17 protein-coding genes and 1 pseudogene are annotated in these 20,014 nt (G+C 71.8%); 5 read left to right on the forward strand and 13 right to left on the reverse strand.

Annotated features, from left to right (window positions below; genetic code table 11):
- Positions 1-114 precede the first annotated feature (114 nt).
- From B9H04_RS13945 to B9H04_RS13955, 3 genes and pseudogenes are all read left to right on the forward strand, one after another.
- Positions 115-846 (forward strand): annotated as a pseudogene (locus tag B9H04_RS13945) (sulfite exporter TauE/SafE family protein); the annotation flags it as partial.
- Position 847: 1 nt separating this feature from the next.
- Complete coding sequence (locus B9H04_RS13950; protein ID WP_085682803.1) at positions 848-3,430, forward strand: heavy metal translocating P-type ATPase; 2,583 nt, start codon at positions 848-850, stop codon at positions 3,428-3,430.
- Positions 3,431-3,547: 117 nt separating this feature from the next.
- Positions 3,548-4,333 carry an aldo/keto reductase gene (locus B9H04_RS13955; RefSeq protein WP_085682807.1) on the forward strand — a complete coding sequence of 262 codons (786 nt, stop codon included), beginning with the start codon at positions 3,548-3,550 and terminating at the stop codon, positions 4,331-4,333.
- Between the two features lie 10 nt (positions 4,334-4,343).
- Here B9H04_RS13955 and B9H04_RS13960 read toward each other — a convergent pair whose 3' ends face one another.
- The 4 genes from B9H04_RS13960 to B9H04_RS13970 form a co-directional block, all read right to left on the reverse strand.
- Positions 4,344-5,747: a PAS domain-containing sensor histidine kinase gene (locus B9H04_RS13960; RefSeq protein ID WP_049932462.1), complete on the reverse strand. Its 1,404-nt coding sequence runs from the start codon at positions 5,745-5,747 to the stop codon at positions 4,344-4,346.
- A gap of 133 nt (positions 5,748-5,880) precedes the next feature.
- Positions 5,881-6,120 (reverse strand): hypothetical protein, encoded by a 240-nt coding sequence (locus tag B9H04_RS13965; protein ID WP_085682804.1) that lies wholly within the window; start codon positions 6,118-6,120, stop codon positions 5,881-5,883.
- An 89-nt stretch (positions 6,121-6,209) separates the two neighbouring features.
- On the reverse strand, positions 6,210-6,332 hold the full coding sequence (locus B9H04_RS19470) for a hypothetical protein (RefSeq protein WP_254921814.1): 123 nt from the start codon (positions 6,330-6,332) through the stop codon (positions 6,210-6,212).
- Between the two features lie 407 nt (positions 6,333-6,739).
- Positions 6,740-8,545: a S9 family peptidase gene (locus B9H04_RS13970; RefSeq protein WP_049932466.1), complete on the reverse strand. Its 1,806-nt coding sequence runs from the start codon at positions 8,543-8,545 to the stop codon at positions 6,740-6,742.
- Positions 8,546-8,661: 116 nt separating this feature from the next.
- Here B9H04_RS13970 and B9H04_RS13975 point away from each other — a divergent pair, with 116 nt between their 5' ends.
- Positions 8,662-9,711: a glycosyltransferase gene (locus tag B9H04_RS13975; RefSeq protein WP_049932468.1), complete on the forward strand. Its 1,050-nt coding sequence runs from the start codon at positions 8,662-8,664 to the stop codon at positions 9,709-9,711.
- Between the two features lie 98 nt (positions 9,712-9,809).
- On the opposite strand, the gene B9H04_RS13980 is transcribed toward B9H04_RS13975, so the two are convergent.
- The 6 genes from B9H04_RS13980 to B9H04_RS14005 form a co-directional block, all read right to left on the reverse strand.
- On the reverse strand, positions 9,810-10,445 hold the full coding sequence (locus B9H04_RS13980; protein ID WP_049932469.1) for a halocyanin domain-containing protein: 636 nt from the start codon (positions 10,443-10,445) through the stop codon (positions 9,810-9,812).
- A 110-nt stretch (positions 10,446-10,555) separates the two neighbouring features.
- Positions 10,556-11,629: a tyrosine decarboxylase MfnA gene (gene mfnA / locus B9H04_RS13985; protein WP_085682805.1), complete on the reverse strand. Its 1,074-nt coding sequence runs from the start codon at positions 11,627-11,629 to the stop codon at positions 10,556-10,558.
- A 76-nt stretch (positions 11,630-11,705) separates the two neighbouring features.
- Positions 11,706-14,027 carry a phosphoenolpyruvate synthase gene (ppsA, locus tag B9H04_RS13990; protein WP_049932474.1) on the reverse strand — a complete coding sequence of 774 codons (2,322 nt, stop codon included), beginning with the start codon at positions 14,025-14,027 and terminating at the stop codon, positions 11,706-11,708.
- A 373-nt stretch (positions 14,028-14,400) separates the two neighbouring features.
- Positions 14,401-15,030, reverse strand: a complete 630-nt coding sequence (locus B9H04_RS13995; RefSeq protein ID WP_049932475.1) for a hypothetical protein — start codon at positions 15,028-15,030, stop codon at positions 14,401-14,403.
- A gap of 132 nt (positions 15,031-15,162) precedes the next feature.
- Positions 15,163-15,822: a hypothetical protein gene (locus tag B9H04_RS14000; protein WP_049932476.1), complete on the reverse strand. Its 660-nt coding sequence runs from the start codon at positions 15,820-15,822 to the stop codon at positions 15,163-15,165.
- Positions 15,819-16,586 (reverse strand): nucleotide-binding protein, encoded by a 768-nt coding sequence (locus B9H04_RS14005; protein ID WP_049932477.1) that lies wholly within the window; start codon positions 16,584-16,586, stop codon positions 15,819-15,821. Before B9H04_RS14005 ends, B9H04_RS14000 begins: the two co-directional genes overlap by 4 nt.
- 111 nt (positions 16,587-16,697) lie before the next feature.
- On the opposite strand from B9H04_RS14005, the gene B9H04_RS14010 reads away from it, so the two are divergent.
- Positions 16,698-18,008, forward strand: a complete 1,311-nt coding sequence (locus B9H04_RS14010; protein ID WP_049932479.1) for an MBL fold metallo-hydrolase — start codon at positions 16,698-16,700, stop codon at positions 18,006-18,008.
- A 19-nt stretch (positions 18,009-18,027) separates the two neighbouring features.
- On the opposite strand, the gene B9H04_RS14015 is transcribed toward B9H04_RS14010, so the two are convergent.
- From B9H04_RS14015 to B9H04_RS14025, 3 genes are all read right to left on the reverse strand, one after another.
- Positions 18,028-18,300, reverse strand: coding sequence for a DUF7385 family protein (locus tag B9H04_RS14015; RefSeq protein ID WP_004596496.1), 273 nt, complete (start codon positions 18,298-18,300; stop codon positions 18,028-18,030).
- Positions 18,301-18,385: 85 nt separating this feature from the next.
- Complete coding sequence (locus B9H04_RS14020; RefSeq protein ID WP_049932480.1) at positions 18,386-19,249, reverse strand: endonuclease V; 864 nt, start codon at positions 19,247-19,249, stop codon at positions 18,386-18,388.
- Positions 19,249-20,014, reverse strand: a 766-nt coding sequence (locus B9H04_RS14025) for a rhomboid family intramembrane serine protease (protein WP_085682806.1), incomplete at its 5' end; no start/stop codon positions are given. The genes B9H04_RS14020 and B9H04_RS14025, both read right to left, overlap by 1 nt.

A 20,014-nucleotide genomic window follows, 5' to 3' on the forward strand; every position in this document is an offset into this window, starting at 1 on the left:
GTAGGAGTGAGGGAGGTGGGGTGCCGTGAGTGGTTGGGGGGGGGGGTGAGGGGGGAGACCGGGAGCGGGGCGCTGGGGTGAGTCGGCGGCGGCGGAGGTGTATAGGGGACAGCCGTCTACGCGAGTCGGATGGACGCCGACGGCGGCCGGACCGACGGCGGCGGGGCGGGCGCCGCGCGCACGGCGGACAGGGCGACCGGCCGCGAGGGGCACCTCACCACCTACGAGGTCCGCCAGCACACGCTGTTCAACCTCGGACGCGCGGCGAGTTACGCGACAATCGGAACGCTGCTGGGCGCGCTCGGCGGCGCGGTGTTCGTCACCACCGCGACCCTGACCGGCGCCGCCGAAACCGTCCGCGGCGGGGTCGGCCTCCTCGTCGGCGCGGCCGTCATCCTCGTCGGCGTCAGGTACCTCCTCGGCGGCGCGACCGGCGGGGTCCACCTCCCCGGGCTCGAACGCGTCACCGGGTGGCTCACCGGGTACGTCGACCGCCTCGCGAACGGCCCGGGGATCGTCGCGCTCGGCGCGGTCCACGGGCTGTTACCCTGTCCGATCCTCTACCCGGCGTACCTCTACGCGTTCGCCAGCGGCTCGGCGGTCGCCGGCGGCGTCGCGCTCGGCGCGCTCGGGCTCGGGACGATCCCGGCCGTCTTCGCCTACGGGACGCTGATCGAGAGCGTCGACCCCGTCCACCGCCGCCGGGTCCACCGGCTGCTCGGCGTCGCGTTCGTCGCGCTCGGCTACGTGCTGTTCGCTCACGGGCTGATGTCCGTCGGGATCCACGTGCCGCACCCGCGGCTCCCGTTCTGGAACCCGCTCGACGCCGGCATGGGGGGCATGTGAAATGAGCGGGGCCGCTCGACCGCCGGACGCGGGCGACGACCCCTCCGCGTGTACCCTCTGTGAGCTTCCGACCGAGGGCGTCGACGTCACCGACGGCGAGGGCAACCGCTTCTGTTGTACCGGCTGCCGCGACGTGTACGCCGCGCTCGGCGACGTCGACGTCGACGCCGACGCGGTCCGCGAGCGGCGGCAGGAACGCGGCGACGACGGTGCGGGCGGGCCTGACGACCCCGACGCCGAGGGCGGGTCCGGCGACCGCGACGTGCCCGAGGGTCACGAGGCGACGTTCCTGGAGGTCGACGGGATGCACTGCGCGACCTGCGAGGCGTTCATCGAGACGGTCGCGACCGACGCCGACGGCGTCAGCGGCGCGAGCGCGAGCTACGTCACCGACACGGTGCGGATCGACCACGACCCGGACGCGGTCACCATCGACGACCTCACCGAGACCGTGAGCGGGCTTGGATACAGCGCGTACGACCGCGACGACGCCTTCTCGCGCCGACAGGCGCGGAACATGGCGACGGCGCGGCTCGCCGCGGGCGTCCTCGTCGGGATGGCGGTCATGCTCCAGTACATCGTCCTCATCTACCCGACCTACTTCGCGTTCCCGTTCTACAACGAGCGCACGCTGGAGTACCTCAACCAGGCGATGGCCTCGACCTCCGGAACGTACTTCTTCATCGTCATCGGCGTCCTCACCACCATCGTCCTCTTCTTCACCGGGAAGCCGATCCTGCGGGGCGCGTACGTCAGCGCGAAGACGCGCTCGCCGAACATGGACCTCCTCGTCGCCATCGCGGCAGTGAGCGCCTACCTCTACAGCACGCTCGCGGTGATATTCGTCGAGTCGCCCTCGATATACTACGACGTGACCGTCGCCATCGTCGTCATCGTCACCGTCGGCAACCACTACGAGGACTCGGTGAAGGACCGCGCGACCGAACTGCTCTCCGAGGTCACCGCCGTTCAAGTCGACGACGCCCGGCGGCTGACCGCGGACGGAGAGCCGGAGTCGGTCGCCGTCGACGCGCTCGAACCGGGCGACCGGCTCCTCGTGCGCGCCGGCGAGCGAGTCCCGGTCGACGGCGAGGCGGTCGACGGCGACGCCGCGGTCGACGAGTCGGTCGTCACCGGCGAGTCGCTCCCGGTCCGGAAGGTCGCCGGCGACGCGGTCGTCGGCGGCTCCGTCGTCGCCGACGGGTCGCTCACGGTCGCGGTCGGCCCGGACGCGACCTCCAGCCTCGACCGCGTCGCGGAGCTGGTGTACGACCTCCAGAGCGGGAACCACGGCGTCCAGAAGCTCGCCGACCGGCTCGCGACGGTGTTCGTCCCCGCCGTCCTCGGCATCGCGCTCGTCGCCGCGGGCGCGTCGCTCGCGCTCGGCGGGGCACCGACCGACGCGATGCTCGTCGGGCTGACGGTGCTGATCGTCTCCTGCCCGTGCGCGCTCGGGCTGGCGACGCCGCTCGCGGTCGCCGCCGGCATCCGCGACGCGCTGGAGCGCAACATCGTCGTGTTCGACGACACCGTCTTCGAGCGGATCCGCGACGCGGACACGGTGGTCTTCGACAAGACCGGGACGCTGACCACCGGCGAGATGCGGCCGATCGCCCGCGAGGTCGACGACGACCTGCTCCGGCTCGCTGCCGCGCTCGAATCGCGCTCCGCGCACCCGGTCGGGCAGGCCGTCGCGGCGGCGCGAGCCGAGGTCGGCACCGAGGGCGCCGCGCCCGGCGACGCGACCGGCGACGGCACCGGGCCGGCCGTCGCCGACGGCGGCGCGGAGGCGGTCGACGCCTCGACGGAGGGGCCGGACCCCTCGGCCGACGCGGGCGGGCCCGCGGTCGAGTCCTTCGAGGACCACGCCCGCGGCGTCTCCGGCGTCGTCGACGGGGTCGAGGTCGTCGTCGGCCACCCGGACCTGTTCGACGAGCGCGGGTGGACCGTCCCCGACGCGGTCCGCGAGGCGGTCGCCGACGCGCGGGACGTGGGGCGCGTCCCGGTCGCGGTCGGCCGCGACGGCGCCGCGGAGGGGTTCCTCGTGGTCGGCGACGAGCTCCGCGAGGGCTGGGAGGAGACGGTGACGGCGCTCGATCGCTCGGGCGTCGAGGTGATCGTCCTCACCGGCGACGACGAGCGCGCCGCGACTGTGTTCGCCGAGCACGCCGCCGTCTCGTCGGTGTTCGCCGGCGTGCCGCCCGAGGGGAAGGCCGAGGCGGTCGGGCGGCTGAAGGAGCGCGGCGTCACCGTGATGGTCGGCGACGGCACCAACGACGCGCCGGCGCTCGCGGCGGCCGACCTCGGGGTCGCGCTCGGCGGCGGCACCGCGATGGCGGCCGACGCCGCCGACGTGGCGATCGTCGACGACGAGCTCGGCTCCGTGGCGACCGTCTTCGAGCTCGCCCGGGCGGCCGGCCGGCGCGTGAAGGGGAACATCGGCTGGGCGTTCTGCTACAACGCGGTCGCCATCCCGCTCGCGGCGACCGGACTGCTGAACCCCCTCTTCGCCGCCGTCGCGATGGGGGCGTCGAGCCTCCTCGTGGTGACGAACTCCTCGCGGGCGCTGCTCGCGGACGACTGAGGGCGGCCCGTGACGCGGCCGCGCCCGCCCCTACCGCAAGCGACTTTCGGCTCACGCGAGTAGACCTGAGCGATGACAGACCAACAGCAGCAGCCCGCGACGCCGACGCGGAACGGAATGCCCGGTTTCGGGCTCGGCACGTGGGAGAACGACGACCCCGCCCAGTGTACCGAGTCGGTCGCGAACGCGCTCAAGGCCGGCTACCGCCACGTCGACACCGCGCAGATCTACGGCAACGAGGCGGCCGTCGGCGACGGGATCGCGAAGAGCGACGTCGACCGCGACGACATCTTCCTCGCGTCGAAGGTGTGGATCGACGAGCTCGCGCCCGCGGACGTCGCCTCGTCGACCCGCGAGAGCCTCGACAAGCTCGGCGTCGACGCGGTCGATCTCATGTACGTCCACTGGCCGGCCGGAGAGTACGAGCCCGAGGAGACGCTGCCGGCGTTCGCCGAGCTCCGCGACGACGGCCTGATCGACCGCATCGGCGTCTCGAACTTCGAACCCGAACACCTCGACGCCGCGACGGACGCGCTCGGCGAGGCGCCGTTCGCGAACCAGGTCGAGATGCACCCGCTGCTCCGCCAGGAGGAGCTCCGCGACTACGCCGACGCCAACGGCATCGAGCTCGTCGCCTACTCGCCGCTCGCCCGCGGGGAGATCCTCGACGACCCGGCGATCGCCGACATCGCCGAGAAGCACGGCGTCAGCGCGGCGCAGGTGAGCCTCGCGTGGCTGCGCGAGTCCGGCGTCACCGCCATCCCGAAGGCGACCGGGATCGACCACATCCGCGACAACCTCGCGAGCCTCGACCTCGAACTCGACGACGAGGACGTCGAGGCCATCGACACGCTCGGCCGGACCGACCGGCAGCTGAACCCCGACTTCGGGCCCGACTGGTAGGGCGTCCGGCTCACTTCGCCGCCCGCGGGAGCGACACCGTGATCCGGTTGCCGCGCTCGCGGCCGGCCGGATCGGAGTCGACCGCGACGTCCCCGTTGGACAGCTCCACGCTCCAGTAGACGACCCAGAAGCCGAGGCCGCTGCTGTGGTAGACGTGCGTCATGTCGTGGTCGCCGGTGAGCACGTCGGCCTCGACCGACGGTATCGCCGGGAGGTCGTCTTCGATCACGAGTTCGGCGCCGTCGTCGGTCCGACGCAGTCGGACCGTCACCGTCGGCCTCCCGTCGTCGCTGTGCTGAAACGGGTTCTCGAGGAGTTCGGTCACCGCCGACCGGAGTTCGCAGCGCCCGTCGACGGTGACCGCGTCGAGGCCGTCGACCGTGATCGACCCCTCGGGGTATCGGTCCCTGACGGTCTTGACGCACCCCTCGACCACGCTCCGGAGGTCGATCCGATCGGTCTCCCGCTGGTCGGTGATGAGATCGATGACCTCCCGTTCCTTCTCTGCGGTCTGGAGGAGGCGTTCGCCGACCCGTCGGATCACCGCCGTGTGTTCCGCCGCCTCCGGCACGTCGGCCTCGAGGTCCTCGACCGTCCCGAGGACGATGTTGAGTTCGTTCCGGAGGTTGTGGCGCAGGAGGTTGTCCATCACGACGAGCTGTCGTTCCCGACGGCGGCGGTCGGTGACGTCCTTGGTGAACCCCGTGATGCGGACGACCTCGCCGTCCTCGATTATCGGCTCGCCTTGGACCCACACCCACCGGTTGTAGTTCTCTTCGGGGTTCACCCGGTACTCAATATCGACGGAGTCGCCCGCGGCGAGCAGTTCCATCGCCTCCTCGACCGCGGGCCGGTCGTCCGGATGGACCGCGTCGAGGAACTTGTCCGGGTCGCCGCGGATCTCGTCAGTCGGCGTGCCGTATATGTCCTCGTACGCGGGGTTCACGAAGAGGAGCTCCGACCAGTCCGCGTCGAACATCCAGAGGACGTCGCCGGAGACCGCCGCGATTTCTTTGAGGTGGGAGGTGGCCTCCGCGCGCTGCCGCTCGGCGCGGACGCGGTCGGTCACGTCCCGCGAGCTGACGACGTACCCGTCGAGTTCGTCGTCGGTGAGATTCGACATCCGGCTCTCCAGCCAGACCCACGACCCGTCCGCAGTGTGGTGGCGGTACTCGACGGTCTCCTCGGCGAACCCGTCGCTGGTGATCGTTCGCTGGAACGCCGCACGGACCGCCTCACGGTCGTCCGGGTGTATGTACTCGAAGGCGACCTCGCCCACGAGCTCCGCCGGCGGGATGCCGAGAATCCGCTCTGAAGCCCCGTTGACGAACGTGAACCGACCTTCGTCGTCGACCAGGGCGATCTTGTCTTGGGCCTGATCGAGCAGCAGCCCGAGCGGTTCGGACCCGTTCATTCCCTCATGCTCCCACGCGTACGCGTATAATCGTCACGGCCGTTCGCGTCCGCCGGCGGTCACGGACGAACTACGCCACCGGAAGGGACCACGGCGTGTCGGGACGCGATCAGACGGTCCGAGTGGACCCCGTTCAGTCGTCGCTCGCCGAGAGCGCCTCTCGAATCTCTTCCAGCTTGAAATAGGATGCGAGACCGAGTATCGTCACGGGCCACAGACCGACGAACTGCCCGCGCTGCTTGTCGCCGCGCACGTAGTAGAAGTACAGCGCGAGCGCCACCGACCCCACGGACGCGAACACTGCGGGTCCGAGTCCGTCACTACCGACCTCTTCGACAACTTCTGCCGCCGTCCCTTCTGTTGTATCGCTCACATACGATTAACGCCCCAGACGGGCATATGTGTTTCCTTGCTGTGAGCCCTACTTCGGGCCGTATTCGTCTCACGTCGTCGGCGGCGGCGTCACGATGACCCCGACCGCTCGCTCCGAAACACGAGCACGAAGATCAGGACCGACAGCACGATCATGACCGCCGCGAACACGCGCTCGTCGTCTGTCACAGCGTCGACCGGATCTTGGAGCATACGTCCGGTACGGCCCCCACGCTAATGTATCTCGGTATCAGCGGCGAACGCGACTCGTCCCCGTCAACACTGGCGACTCCGCACGAGCGGACGCCGTCGCTCGGACCGCCGACGGCCGGCCCACCCTCCCGCGAACCGCACGAAACGATTTGAGGCCGCGGACCGTACTGCGAGCATGCGTGACATTAACCCGGACACGCTGATGCTGGTGGCGGGTGTGGCGATCTCACTGATCGCGCTCTTAGAGCTGTATCCGCTCTGGAAAAATCGGAGAGACGACCGACGGTGACGGCCGTCCCTTTCACACCGGACCCGCATTCGGCGGCCACGGCGCACCGACTCCCCGGCGGCCACGGCGACGGGCGTGCCGGTCCTGAGCGCGGCGACGGGGACCGGGCGGCGACCCTTCAGACGTGTTCCGCGAGGAAGTCGACGATCCCGCGGTACGCCTCGATCCGGTTGTCGAGCTTCGCGAACCCGTGTCCCTCGTCCTCGAAGATCAGTTTCCGCACCGGGACGCCCTGTTCGCGCGCCTCCTCGACGATCTGCTCCGCCTCGCCGACGGGCACCCGCGGGTCGTTCTCGCCGTGGAGGACGAACAGCGGGGCCGCGATCCGGTCGATGTTGTTGATCGGGGAGACGGACTCGAGGAACTTGCGGTCCGCGTCGAGCGAGCCGTACTCGGCCTCGCGCAGCGACCGCCGCCACTCCCCGGTGTTCTCCAAGAACGTCACGAAGTTCGCGATGCCGACGATGTCGACCCCGGCGGCCCACAGCTCCGGGTACTCGGTCAGCGACGCGAGCACCATGAACCCGCCGTAAGAGCCGCCCATCGCGACGACGCGGTCCGGGTCGACCTCGGGGTGGTCGTGGAGCCAGCCGACGCCCTCCCGGACGTCCTTCACCGAGTCCATCCGGTTCTCCACGTCGTCGAGCCCGGAGTACGCCTTCCCGTACCCCGAGGAGCCCCGGACGTTCGGTTCGAGGACCGCGTACCCGTTGTTCAGCAGGTACTGCGTCACAGAGGCGAAGGATGGCCGCCGCTGCGACTCCGGCCCGCCGTGGATGTCGACGACGACCGGGTACCCAGACTCCGGCGGCTCCGTCTCGGGCACGGAGAAGAACGCTGGGATCTCCCGGCCGTCGAACGTCGGGTAGTGGACCAGCTCGCGCTCGACGAACGTGTCCGCCGGGATCCCCGCGGTCGAGGCGCGCGTCCACCGCTCCGCCTCGCCGCTCGTCGCGTCGACGACGTGGACGTTCGCGTTGTGGGTGCTCCCCGTCGTCGTCACGGCGAACCGGTCGCCGTCGGGCCCGAAGCTCACGCCGCCGGCGACGCCGTCCGGGAGGTCCGGCTCCGGGAACTCGTCGATGCGGTCGGGGGCGACGAGTTCGCCCGCCGTGAGTTCGGTGTAGCCGTCGACGTTCCGGGAGTAGACGACCCGGCGGGAGGACTCGTCTATCGCGACGCCGTCGACGTTCCACTCGCCCCCGTCGGCGACGACGGCGAACTCGTCGGTCTCCAGGTCGATCCGCTCCAGGCGGAGCGTGTCGGTGTCGCGGTCGGTGACGAGGTACACGCTCTCGCCGTCGGGCCCCCACTCCGGACCGGCGTACCGCACGTCGCCCTCGTGGGGCGTGTGGTGGGTCAGGTCGCCGCTCGCGAGGTCGAGGGTGTACACGTCGTGGTCGAACGAGGAGTGCGCCTCGTGGACGATCAGCCGGTCGTCGCTCGGCGACCACCCGGCGACGGAGAGCCAGCCGTCCCCCTCGTGGACCAGTCCCGCGTCGTCGCCGGTCTCGTCGCGGGCCTGAACGTACACGTCGAAGACGGCCTCGTCGCGGCGGTTCGACGCGAACGCGAACCGGTCGCCCGCCGAGTCCCAGCCGCCCCACCGGTGTTTCGCCTCCGGCTTGGCCGTCAGCTCGGTGATCCCCCCCGACTCGTAGTTGAGCAGGTACAGCTGCGCGCGCTCGTTGCCGCCCTCGTCCATTCCGAACACCGCTTCGGACCGCTCCGGCGAGGAGTCGACGAAGGAGACCGACTCCTCGAAGAACGTGTGCTGCTCGGGCCACGACTCGGGCCCGCGGACCGACCACACCTGCCCCGTGCCGGTCGTGTCGAGGAGGAACGACAGCCGACCGTCGGGGCCGAGGTCGGCGCCGCCCGCGTTCCGCACGTTGAGGTAGCGTTCGATGTCGCACTGTCGCATGACACTCGGTTCCGCGCCTGCCGTGAAACCGTTTCGGGTGACGGAACCCTCGCCGCGGTCCCGCGACTCCTCGAGATGCCGTGTCTTTTTACCGACTCCCCCCGTGCGGTCGGCGTATGCGCGTCGCGTTCGCCTCGCTCTTCGCCCCCGGACACGGGGAGACCCCGGCGCGAACGCGGACCCTGCGGACCGCCCGCGCGCTCGCCGACCGCGGCCACGACGTGGTCTGGCTCTGCGCACAGTGGTGGGGCGGCGACCACGACGCCTTCGAGGAGGACGGGATCGAGTTCCGGGCGGTCACCGTCGAGCCCGCGCCGATCCCGTTCGCCGCGCGGCTCCCGGCCGCGGTCCGGCGCGCGGGAGCCGACGTGGTCCACGCGGTCAACAGCCCGCCGACGCCGGCGCTCGCAGCCACGGTCGCGGGGTCGCTCTCGCGGGTCCCGGTCGTCGTCGACTGGTGGCGCGACCACCCCGCCGACGCCCGCCGGTGGTACCGGCCGCTCGCCCGCCGCGCGGACGCGGTCTCGACCCCCTCGCGGACCACGAAGACCCGCGTCCGCGAGCACGGGGCGGACGGCGACGACGTGCGCGTGCTCCCCGAGAGCATCGACTTCGACGCGGTCGAGTCCGCCGGCGTCGACGACCGCTTCGACGCGGTGTACGCCCGGCGACTCGACCGCCACGCCAACGTCGAGACGTTCCTGCTCGGGCTCGCCGAGCTGCGCGGCCGCGACTGGACCGCGGCGGTGATCGGCGACGGCCCCGAGCGCGGCCGGATCGAGGCGACCGCCAGCGACCTCCGGATCGCCGACCGGGTCGAGTTCCTCGGCGACCTGCCGCTCGACGAGCGGCTCCCGATACTCAAGGGGACGCACGTCGCGGTCGCCACCGCCACGTGGGAGACGTTCGCGACCGACCTGCTGTGGGCGGTCGCGTGCGGCTGCGTCGCCCTCGTGGAGTACCAGGCCGACTCCAGCGCCCACGAGCTCGTCGAGGGGCGCGAGCGCGGGCGACTCGTCACGAGCCCGGCGGAGCTGGCCGACGAGTTCGTCGCGGTCGGCGACCTCGAACGCCGTGCGGTCGACCGCGAGTTCGCGTCGTTCGACCGCGAGGCGGTTATCGACCGGTACGTCGCGCTGTACGAGGAGCTCGTCGACGGGGAGTGACGGGACTGCGGGGTGACCCGCGAACGGAGGAAGAACCGCGAACTGTCGGGAGGACCGCGGACCGGCGCGACGGACGGCGAGAGGGGAGCGACCGCCCGCTACGCCTGGTCCTGCCCGGTGATCGTGCCGCCGTACTTCATGAAGACGAACGCCAGCCCCAGCGTGCTCACCATCGCGATGAACGTCGCGATGCCGAGCGCGCGGGCGGCGTCCGGGACGAACACCGCGTTCGACCCGCCGCCGCCGACCTCGACGGTGGGGATGTCCTCGCCGACGGCGAGGCCGGCGTGCATGCCGACCGCGGTGTGGGGCACGCAGTGGTAGTGGGTGATCCCGGCGTCCTCGCTCGACGTCTCGTACTCGTACGTCGCTCCCTCTTCGCCGACGGGGTCGCCGCTGTCGAGGCTGGCCGGGCCGCCGCCCTCGACCGTCTGGACGTTGTGGGAGCCGCCGGCGCCCGTCCACTCCCAGGTGATCGTCGTCCCCTCGTCGACCCACACGAGTGTCGGGTCGAACGCGAGGCCTTGGTCGCCCGCCCCGACCGAGATGGTCACCGAGTCCTGACCGCGGGCGTCGGTGTACGACCCGACGTTCCCTTCGGTCGCGCTGGGCCAGTCGGGCTCCACTTCCTGTGCCGCCGCCGTCCCCGCCGTCGCCGTCGCCGCGCCGGCGGCGGCCGCCGCACCGCCGGCCGTCCGCATGAACGCGCGCCGAGAGACGTCGTCCGAACTCATACGAGGCGGTTCGTGGTGACCCGTAGTGAATATGTTGATCCGAACGCGGCGTCGACCCCGCTCTACTTATAAGAAATCGCCGCCTCGGCGGCCGGAAATCACAGCGAAATCTACCGCCGGATCCGGTCGAGGTCGTCGACGAAGGCCCGGAGCGCCGAGCGCGTCACGTGCGGCATACACACGACGCGGAGTTCGCCGGCGCCGGTCCGCGACACCTTCCAGCCGGCGTCGCGGAGCGACTCGAACTCCGACTCGGGCACGTCGGCCGCGACGAGCGGGAGCTCCGGCTCGACGACGCGGTAGCCGCGATCCGCGAGCTCGTCGGCGAGCCAGTCGGCGTTGTCGGCCGCGCGTTCGGCCGCCTCGCGGTAGCCGTCGGGCCACAGCGCGTCCATCGCCGCGACGGCGCCCGCGACGCCCGCGCCGCTCCGGGTCCCGGTCAGCGTCGCCTGCGACCGGGACTCCAGGTAGGGGGTGTCGACCGCGAGCGCGTCGAGCGCGGCGTCCTCGCGCGCCAGCAGGCCGCCCGCCGGCACCGGGGCTTGCCCGTACTTGTGGGGGTCGATCGTCAGCGTGTCGACCGCGGCGTCGGCGAACGACCACGCGTGGTCGGTGAACGGGAGGACGAACCCGCCCCACGCGGCGTCGACGTGGAACCCCGCCCCGACTTCCTCGGCGATCGCCGCCAGCTCGGGGATCGGGTCGACCCGCCCGTACTCCGTGCTGCCGGCGACGCCGACGACGAGTGCGGTCCCGTCGTTGACCGCGGCCGCGACGGCGTCGACGTCGGCCCGGAAGTCGTCGTCGAGGGGGACCGTCCGCAGCTCGACCCCGAGCACCTCCGCGGCCTTCGTGAACGAGAAGTGCGCGCTCGCCGGCGCGACGACGTTGACCTCGCTCCCGTCGTGTCGGTTCCGCGCCGACCGCACCGCCTGGACGTTCGCCTCGGTGCCGCGGGAGGTGACGTACCCCGCGGCGTCGGCGGGGGCCGAGTGGGCCGCGAGCGTCGCGAGCCCCTCGACCGCCCGGGCCTCCAGCTCCGCCACCGACTCGTACGTCGCGGGGTCGCCGGGGTTCGTCGCGAGGAATCGCTCGGCGGCCGCGCGGGCGTCCGGGTGCGGCTCGGTACACATCGAGGAGAGCACCCGGTCGAACGACTGCGGCTCCGGTTCCGGCTGTCGCATCTGCCACCCTGTTACGTGGGGCGGCTCTTACCCGTTCCGCTCTCGGCGCCGGGAGAGAAACGCACCGCGAGCGGACTCAGCGGACCGAATCGAGTAGGAGGCGCTGTTCGGTCCGCTTCACCTCGTGTTGGACGTCGCGGACCGCGTCGATGTTCGCCGAGATCGAGGAGACCCCCTTCTCGACGAGGAACTCGACCATCTCGGGCTTCGAGCCGGCCTGCCCGCAGATGCTCGTGTCGACGCCGAGCTCGCGGCACGTCTCGATGGTGTCGCCGATGAGCCGCAACACGGCGGGGTGGAGCTCGTCGAACCGGTCGGCGACGTGCTCGTTGTTGCGGTCGACCGCGAGCGTGTACTGCGTGAGGTCGTTGGTCCCGAAGGAGGCGAAGTCGATGCCCGCCTCGGCGAGCTCCTCGATCTGGAGCGCGCTGGCGGGCGTCTCGATCATCACGCCCCAGCGGTGCGTCTCGGGGTCGATCCCGGCCTCGCGCATGTGCCGCGCGATCCCCTCCACGTCGGCGGCGTCGTTGACCAGGGGGAACATCACCTCCAAGTTGTCGTACCCCATGTCGTAGAGGCGCGCGAACGCGGCCAGCTCCTGCCGGAACGGCTCGGGCTTGTCGAGGCTCCGGCGGATCCCGCGCCAGCCGAGCATCGGGTTGTGCTCGGCCGGCTCGCCCTCGCCGCCCTCCAGCTCGCGGAACTCGTCGGTCGGCGCGTCGATGGTCCGGACGCGGACCGGTCGCGGGTAGAACTCGTCGGCGACGCGCCGGACGCCCTCGATCAGCTCGTCCTGATAGGCGCGGGCGCCGTGGTCGGCGATGTACGTCTCGGGCGTCTTCCCGAGCGACAGCACCATATGTTCGATCCGGAGCAGGCCGACGCCGTCGGCGCCCGTCGCCGCCGCGCGCTCGGCCGCTTCCGGGATCGAGACGTTCACCTTCACCTCCGTCGCCGTCATCGGCTTGACGGGGGTCTCGGGACGCGCGGCCTCGACCGGCTCGAACTCCTCGCCCGGCTCGGCCGACTCGTCCTCGCCGGCCCGGAGCGTCCCCTTGTCACCGTCGAGCGTGACCTGCTGGCCGTCTTCGAGGACGCGGGTCCCGTTGCCCGTCCCGACGACCGCGGGGACACCGAGCTCGCGGGAGATGATCGCCGCGTGGCTCGTCATCCCTCCCTCGTCGGTGACGATGCCGGCGGCGCGCTTCATCGCCGGCACCATGTCGGGCATCGTCATCTCCGTCACCATCACGTCCCCCTCCTGTACCTGATCGAGGTGGTCGAGCTTGTGGACGAGCCGGACGGCCCCGGAGACCACGCCCGGGCTGGCGCCGAGCCCGTCGATGAGCACGTCCGCGTCGTCGTCGCCGCCCCGCGCAGTCGTCGCGCCCTCGCCGTCGGCGGCCGCCGCGTCGGCGCCGCTCGCTCCGCCCTCGTCGCCGGCGTCCTCTCGGATCGTCGTGATCGGGCGCGACTGGAGCATGTATATCTCGCCGCCGTAGATCGCCCACTCGACGTCCTGCGGGGCGCCGTAGTGGTCCTCCACGCGCTCGCCGAGCTCGACGAGGTCGCCGATCTCCCCGTCCGAGAGGACCCGCTCGCTCCGCCGGTCCTCGTCGACGTCGAGCTGGACCGTCTCGCCGGTGTCGGGGTCTTTCACCATCTCGACTTTCTTGTCCGCGACGGTGACCTCGTCGACCGCGCCGCGCTCGCGGTCGTACACGTAGTTGTCGGGCGAGACGGTTCCGGAGACGACCGCCTCGCCGAGCCCCCACGCCGCCTCGATGGTGACCTGCGGGTCGCCCGTCGAGGGGTGGCTGGTGAACATCACGCCGGACTTCTCGGCGTCGACCATCCGCTGGACGACGACCGCGATGTCGACGTCCGCGTGCGGGAACCCGCGCTGCTGCCGGTAGTAGATCGCGCGCTGGGTGAAAAGCGAGGCCCAGCACTCCTTGACGCGCCGGAGGAGGTCGTCCTCGCGGACGTTGAGGAACGTCTCCTGCTGGCCGGCGAACGAGGAGTCGGGGAGGTCCTCGGCGGTCGCGGACGAGCGGACCGCGACGAACGCCTCCTCGCCCTCCTCGCCCATCGCCCGGTACTGTTCCAGTATCTCCTCGCGGACCTCATCGGGGAACGGGGTGTCGAGGATCAGCCGCTCGGCGGTCGCCTCGGCCTCGCGGAGGGCGGCGGAGTCCTCCGGGTCCACGTCGACCGCGTCGAACAGCTCGTCGTCGATCCCGGCCTCCTCGATGAACGTTCGATACGTGCCCGCGGTGACGGCGAACCCCGGCGGCACCGGGAGCCCCGCACCGATGAGTTCGCCGAGCGACGCGGCCTTCCCGCCGACGGTCCCGACGTCGTCGGCGTCGACGTCCTCCAGCAAGAGTACTGCCATTCGTGTACCCGGAGGATCCGCGAGGCGACCTATGAAGCTTCCGGCATGCGAAACGGTGAATAAAACACAACTCGGGACCGAGTTGTCTCCGACGGCGCAGCATGGGGGATCGTCCCGGACGCGAACCCGCGAACGAGCGACGGGCACCGTGCGGTAGCCCGACCGGAAACAGTTCGTCGACGACTGAACACCGATCGTCCGTCAAAACGAGGGCCGGAGCGTCGGGGACAGCGAACCGGATACCGATTCGTACAACCTCGTAATCGATGAATCGGCCTATACTTACCTCCCGTTCCGCGTTCGGATCCCGTAACGAGTTACAGGGGCTGTAACAGCATTCCGGACGACTGTCCTCGGCTCGGAGTTCGCGTCGTCAGCTCTCGTCGAGCCGCCGACGCTCGTCGCGCAGCAGTCGCTCCCAGAGCCCGAACAGGGCGCTGTCGAGGTCGTACGCCTCGTCGACGCGCCGGACCCAGCGGTCGTCGGCGAACAGGTGCCGCTGGAACCGACGCACGTCCGGCGAGAGGTGGTCCCGATCGCCGCCGTAGTACGACAGCGACTCCTCGCGGGTCCGCGCGATAAGGTCGGCGGGCACGTCGATGCCGTCCGCGGCCGCGACGTGGACGAACCACTCTAAGTGGAGCAGCGAGTCGGCGAGCAGGAACCGCTCGCGGAAGCCGGAGGCCCGCGACAGCGCCGGCGCGCCGTCGATCCGCACGTCGGCCGGCCGCGAGAACCGCGGCGCAGTCGCGGTCACGGACGCCCGGTCGGCGACCGCGCCGGCGACTCGGCGCAGCCGCCAGTCGCAGTACCGCACCGGCGCGATGAGCGCGAGCTCGTACCACGTCGGCAGCCACTCGCAGTACGGCTCCGAGAACGCCCCGTCCGCGAGCAGCGTCGCCGCGACCGACCGGGCCTCGTCCGGCGTCAGTTCGTCGGGGGCCGTCCGGAGGCGGCGCTCGACTCGGTCGCCGTTGAGGCTGTCGACGCCCGAAAAGCCCATTCCCTCGGCGACGCCGGCCGTGTACGCGCGGCCGGCGGCGTACCAGCTCGCGAAGTCGGCGGTCGTCGTCAGCCGCAGCAGTCGGAGGACTGTGATACTGACATGACGGGCCGGGCCGGAATAACCGTTCGGTCAGCGGTCGACCGCGCCCCCACTCACCGCACCGTCCCCGGCCGCCGCGTCGGCGTCGTCCCCGTCCGGTTCGGCCGATCCGTCGAGCGCGTCGTCGAGCCCCCACTCGGCCGCGCGGTCGCGGGCCTCGGCTCGCGCCTGCTCGCGGATCGCATCGATCCGGTCGTCGTCCGCGAGGAAGGCGGCGACGGCGTCGTCCTCGTCGTCGCCGTCGCGCAGTCGCTCTCCGGGCGCCGCGTCGCGGGTCCGCTCGGCGAGGTCGGCGTCGTCGGCCAGCTCGGTCGCGGCCGCGTCGGGCGCGACCCGCAGCGACTCCTCCTCGTGGGCCGCCGCCAGTCCGCTCCGGTCGACGGCGTACAGCTCGACGCGGTAGGGGCCGGGGACCGCGAGCTCCGCGAGCGCGTCCGGTCCGCCGCTGTCCGTCACCGTGTTGTACGCCAGCACGGGTACGCCGTCCTCGAAGGTGAGGACGCCGCGTGCCTTGCCCGAGAGCAGCAGCGTCTCCTGCGGGACGAGCGTCGCGTAGCCGGTCAGCCCGCGGTCGAGCGCGCGCGACAGCGTCGTTCCCACGTCGGAGACTACCCGCGAGCGCAGGAGCGTCCCCCGCGGGACGGTGAGGGTCGGCGACGCCGACCCGTCGCCCTCCGGGCTTCCGCTCATGGCGTGTCGGGCACGACCGCGCTGCGGAACCGGTCGGCGACCGCGTCGCCGTCGCCGTCGCGCACGTCGAGCCGGTCGGCGGCCCGCCGGTAGCGCGCGGCGGCCTCGCTCTCCGGCGCGTGCGCGATCAGCGGCCCGCCGGCCCGGCGCGCCGCGCGGACCGCGTCGCTCTCGGGGACGTTCGCGAGGACGGAGCCGCCGAAGTGGCGCTCCGCCTGCGCGGCGACGTCGTCGGCCCCGCCTCTGACCTTGTTGAACAGGATGCCGGCCGTCTCCGTGCCGTACGAGCGCGCGTATTCCTGGACCTTCAGGCCGTCAGAGAGCGCGGGGATCGTCGGCTCGACGACGACGACGACGCGGTCCGCGAGGACGACCGGCAGCACGGCGGACTTCGAACCCAGCGCGGCGGGCGAGTCGAGCAGGAGCACGTCGGTGTCGCGCGCGAGCTCGGCCACCACGTCGCGGAGCCGCTCCGGCTCCGCGGCCTCGAAGCCCGCGAGCGAGGTGCCACAGGGGACGACCGAGAGTCCGAACCGCTCGTAGGTCGCCTCGTTCACGTCCGTCGCGGTGCCCTCGACGAGGAGGTCGTGAAGGGTAACCGCCGCGTCGTCGAGCCCGGCGTGAAAGAGGAGGTTCGCCATGCCGGTGTCGGCGTCCACGACGGTCACGTCGTGGTCGGCCGCGAGCGCCATCCCGAGCGCGAGCGTGCTCGTCGTCTTCCCCGTGCCGCCCTTCCCGCTGGCGACCGCGAACGCCTCGACCATACGCCCGGTTGCCCGGCGGTCCGAATAAATCCTCTTCATCGCGCTCGCCCGCTTCGCTCCTCGGCCGTGTCGGCGGCAGCGCTTTTGATCCCGCGGCGCGATGGGAGCACCATGGCCGAGACGATAGCCGCCGACGAGTTCCGCGACAGGATCGACGAGCGACGGCGCGGCGAGCGCTCGTTCGCCGTGGTCGACACGCGACCCGAGGAGAGCTTCGCGGGGTGGCGCGTGGCGGACGCGGTCCACTACTTCTACAAGCCGTTCCACGAGTTCGACGTCGACGACTTCGAACGCGAGACCGGGCTCTCGCCCGACGACAGCGTAATCACGCTGTGCGCGAAGGGGAAGGCCTCCGACGACTTCGCCGCCGAGCTCGACGCCGCGGGGTACGAGGACGTGACCGTCGTCGCCGACGGCATGCGCGGCTGGTCCGCGGTGTACGACAGCACCGAGGTCCCGCTCGGCGACCGGCCCGACGCGGCCCCGCCGCTCGACCTCGTCCAGGTCCAGCGCCGCGCGAAGGGGTGTCTGGGCTACCTCGTGGTCGGCGGTCGCGAGCCGGGCGACGCGGACCACGTTCCCGCCGACCGATCCGACGCCCGGGACGGCCCCGACCGCGTCGCCGTCGCTATCGACGTCTCCAGACACGGCGACGAGTGGGTCGAGGCGGCCGCCGAACGCGGCGCGTCGATCGCGGCCGTCGTCGACACGCACGTTCACGCGGACCACCTCTCGGGCGGCCGGGCGCTCGCTGACGACCTCGGTGTCCCGTACTACCTGCCCGCCGCGGCCGCTGCCCGCGACGTGGCCTCCGAGTTCGAGCCGATCGAACGCAACGAGACGCTGGACGCCGGCGGCGTCGACCTGAAGGCGCTCGCGACGCCCGGGCACACCGACGACGGCGCGGGCTACCTCGTCGGCGACGCGGCGGTGCTCACGGGCGACACGCTGTTCACCGACAGCGTCGGCCGGACGGAGCTCCAGTTCTCGGCGGACGACGGCGGCGAGGGCGGCGCGGACGGTGGAGGCGTCTCGGACGGGGGTGCCGCGGGCGCGGCCCGTCGGCTGTACGACTCGCTCCACGGGACGCTGCTCGCGCAGCCGGACGGCGTCGTCGTCTGCCCGGGCCACTTCGCCGTCGCGAACGACGGCTCGACCGGGGAGATCGAGCCCGGCGAGCCCGTCTTCACGACGGTCGGCGCCGCGCGCGGCGAGATCGACGTCCTCGGCCTCGACGCGGACGACTTCGTCGAACGGATCACGCGGACGCTGCCGGAGAAGCCGCCGAACTACGAGTCGGTGATCGCGGCCAACCGCGGGGTCGAGTCGCCGGCGGACGAGACCGCCGCGATCGAACTCGAACTCGGTCCGAACCGCTGCGCCGCCGAGCCGGACGCCGGCTCCCCCGCGGACGACGACTGACGGCGTCGCGCCGGACCGCTCACTCGTCGTGGATGAAGACGAGCCGCTTCGACTCCGTGTTGACGAGACAGAGGTCGATCCCGTCGCGGGTGGCGCCGATCTGCTGCCAGCCGTGGTCGCTGACGAACAGCGTCTGGAAGACGCCGCGGTCGCAGTCCGGGTTCGGACAGCCGACCCCCGCGGCGTTCTTGTAGACGGTGGTCCCGCCGCCCGAACTCTGTCGCACCAGCCCGTCGGTCAGCGACCGGAACTCCTCGGCGGACATCGGACTCTCGGCGTCGTCGTCTCCCATGTCTCTGCGTTCGCGGGCGACCGTCTAAAAACCGCCTGCCCGTGGCAACAGGTGACACAGTGTCTGTCCGAAACGGCCTCCGCGCTCACTCCGCGTCGCCTTTCGCCCGCTCCGCGTGCGCGTCCGCGAGCCGCGTCGGCTCGGGGAGCTTGTAGCCCGCGCACAGCGCCGCGACGAGGTCGACGGCGCTCTCCGCGGACACGCGGTGCCCGGGACTGACGTAGAGGGGGTTCACCCGCCTGCTGTTCGGGTACTGGCGTGACTGGAACGCGTGGCCGATCACCGTCCCCGGCTCGGCCGTCGTCACCGCGTCGTCCGCGCGGATCGGCGTCCGCCAGCCCGCGGGGCGCTCGGCCGTCGGCTCGTCGGGTTCGCCGCAGAGGAGGCTCTTCGCGACGCCGACGCTCGGCACGTCGCACAGGACGCCGACGTGCGTCGCGAGCCCCGCCTCCCGGAAGTGGATCCGGCCGGAGCCGTCGCAGACCAGCAGATCGGCCTCGGCGTCGAGCGCGTCGAGCGCGGCCAGTATCGGCTCGCCCTCCCGGAACGCGAGCAGGCCCGGAATGTACGGGATCGACAGCGGCGTGGTCGCGCTCGCGTACTCGACCACGGTCCCGTCGCGGAACGCAACCGCAGCGGAGACGGCGGCGTCGGGACGGTCGCCCGCGCGGTCGGTGCGGAACGCTTGGTCGACGCCGACGACGGTGGGCACACCGGACTCCTCCACCGCGCCGCCGGTACCGGGGAGCGTCTCGTTCGCGACCGCGTCCGGGCGAGCCGGCGGGAGGCCGTCGGCGAGCGAGGCGGCCGACTCGACCGCGACGGCGGCCGGGTCGAGCGCGTGGTCGTCGTCGAACGCCGCGGCCGCCGCGATCTCGCGCTGGAGCGACTCCATCTCCTGCCGCGACAGCGACGGATCGGGACGGAGATCGGGCCGCGCGAGGTCCATCAGAAGCGTCCGCCCGGACCGCCGGGGCCTCCCGGACCCCCGGGGCCGCGGGCGCCGCCCATCGAGACGCCGCCCATGCCGCCCGCGGAGCGGGCGAGCCCCTCGTTGCGCTTGCCGAACGCGAGCCCGATGGCGAACCCGATCAGGTGCGCGAGGTGCGCGATGCCGCCCACGCCGCCCGTGCCGCTCGTGACCACGAGCAGCGCGGAGACGACCGCGATCCCCCACGTGAGGTACTTGATCTTCATCGGGATGACGAAAAAGAGGAGGACCTGCATGTTCGGCCGCCAGACGGTGAGGACGCCGAGGATCGCGAAGCCGGCGCCGCTGGCGCCCAGGACCCCCGTCGGCGGGGCGTTCGTCGCGATCGCGAAGAGGACGTGGCCGAGCCCCGCGGCGATCCCCGCCCCGAAGAAGAACGCCGCGAACCGCTTCGACCCGACGGCGCGCTCGACGAGGGGGCCGAAGAACAGGATGACCACGCTGTTGCCGATGATGTGGAACAGCTGTCCCGGGGCGTGCGAGAACACCGAAGTCACCCACGTCCAGACGTTCGTGACCGCCTCCGACTGGAGCACGAACAGGGTGTTGTGGAGCGATTGGCCGCCGACGAACAGCGCGACCCACTGCGCGACGAACGTGACCCACATCGCCAGCAGGATCGCGTACGTCGCGTTGTTGCGGAAGAAGCTCACGAACCCGCCGGTGCCGGTCTCGCGGTCGACCCGACGCTTGACGCGGTCGACGACTCCGCCCCCGCCGCCC

It is taken from the genome of Halorubrum ezzemoulense DSM 17463, assembly GCF_002114285.1.
GTDB lineage: Archaea > Halobacteriota > Halobacteria > Halobacteriales > Haloferacaceae > Halorubrum > Halorubrum ezzemoulense.

Coding starts and splice junctions, on each gene's coding strand:
- mfnA (WP_085682805.1), bottom strand. CDS start 11,629: ATGCGACAGCCGGAACCGGAGCCGCAGTCGTTCGACCGGGTGCTCTCC.
- B9H04_RS13970 (WP_049932466.1), bottom strand. CDS start 8,545: ATGCGACAGTGCGACATCGAACGCTACCTCAACGTGCGGAACGCGGGC.
- B9H04_RS13960 (WP_049932462.1), bottom strand. CDS start 5,747: ATGAACGGGTCCGAACCGCTCGGGCTGCTGCTCGATCAGGCCCAAGAC.
- B9H04_RS13980 (WP_049932469.1), bottom strand. CDS start 10,445: ATGAGTTCGGACGACGTCTCTCGGCGCGCGTTCATGCGGACGGCCGGC.
- B9H04_RS14010 (WP_049932479.1), top strand. CDS start 16,698: ATGGCCGAGACGATAGCCGCCGACGAGTTCCGCGACAGGATCGACGAG.
- B9H04_RS14005 (WP_049932477.1), bottom strand. CDS start 16,586: ATGGTCGAGGCGTTCGCGGTCGCCAGCGGGAAGGGCGGCACGGGGAAG.
- B9H04_RS19470 (WP_254921814.1), bottom strand. CDS start 6,332: ATGCTCCAAGATCCGGTCGACGCTGTGACAGACGACGAGCGCGTGTTC.
- B9H04_RS14015 (WP_004596496.1), bottom strand. CDS start 18,300: ATGGGAGACGACGACGCCGAGAGTCCGATGTCCGCCGAGGAGTTCCGG.
- ppsA (WP_049932474.1), bottom strand. CDS start 14,027: ATGGCAGTACTCTTGCTGGAGGACGTCGACGCCGACGACGTCGGGACC.
- B9H04_RS14000 (WP_049932476.1), bottom strand. CDS start 15,822: ATGAGCGGAAGCCCGGAGGGCGACGGGTCGGCGTCGCCGACCCTCACC.
- B9H04_RS13955 (WP_085682807.1), top strand. CDS start 3,548: ATGCCCGGTTTCGGGCTCGGCACGTGGGAGAACGACGACCCCGCCCAG.
- B9H04_RS13995 (WP_049932475.1), bottom strand. CDS start 15,030: ATGGGCTTTTCGGGCGTCGACAGCCTCAACGGCGACCGAGTCGAGCGC.
- B9H04_RS13975 (WP_049932468.1), top strand. CDS start 8,662: ATGCGCGTCGCGTTCGCCTCGCTCTTCGCCCCCGGACACGGGGAGACC.
- B9H04_RS14020 (WP_049932480.1), bottom strand. CDS start 19,249: ATGGACCTCGCGCGGCCCGATCTCCGTCCCGATCCGTCGCTGTCGCGG.
- B9H04_RS13950 (WP_085682803.1), top strand. CDS start 848: ATGAGCGGGGCCGCTCGACCGCCGGACGCGGGCGACGACCCCTCCGCG.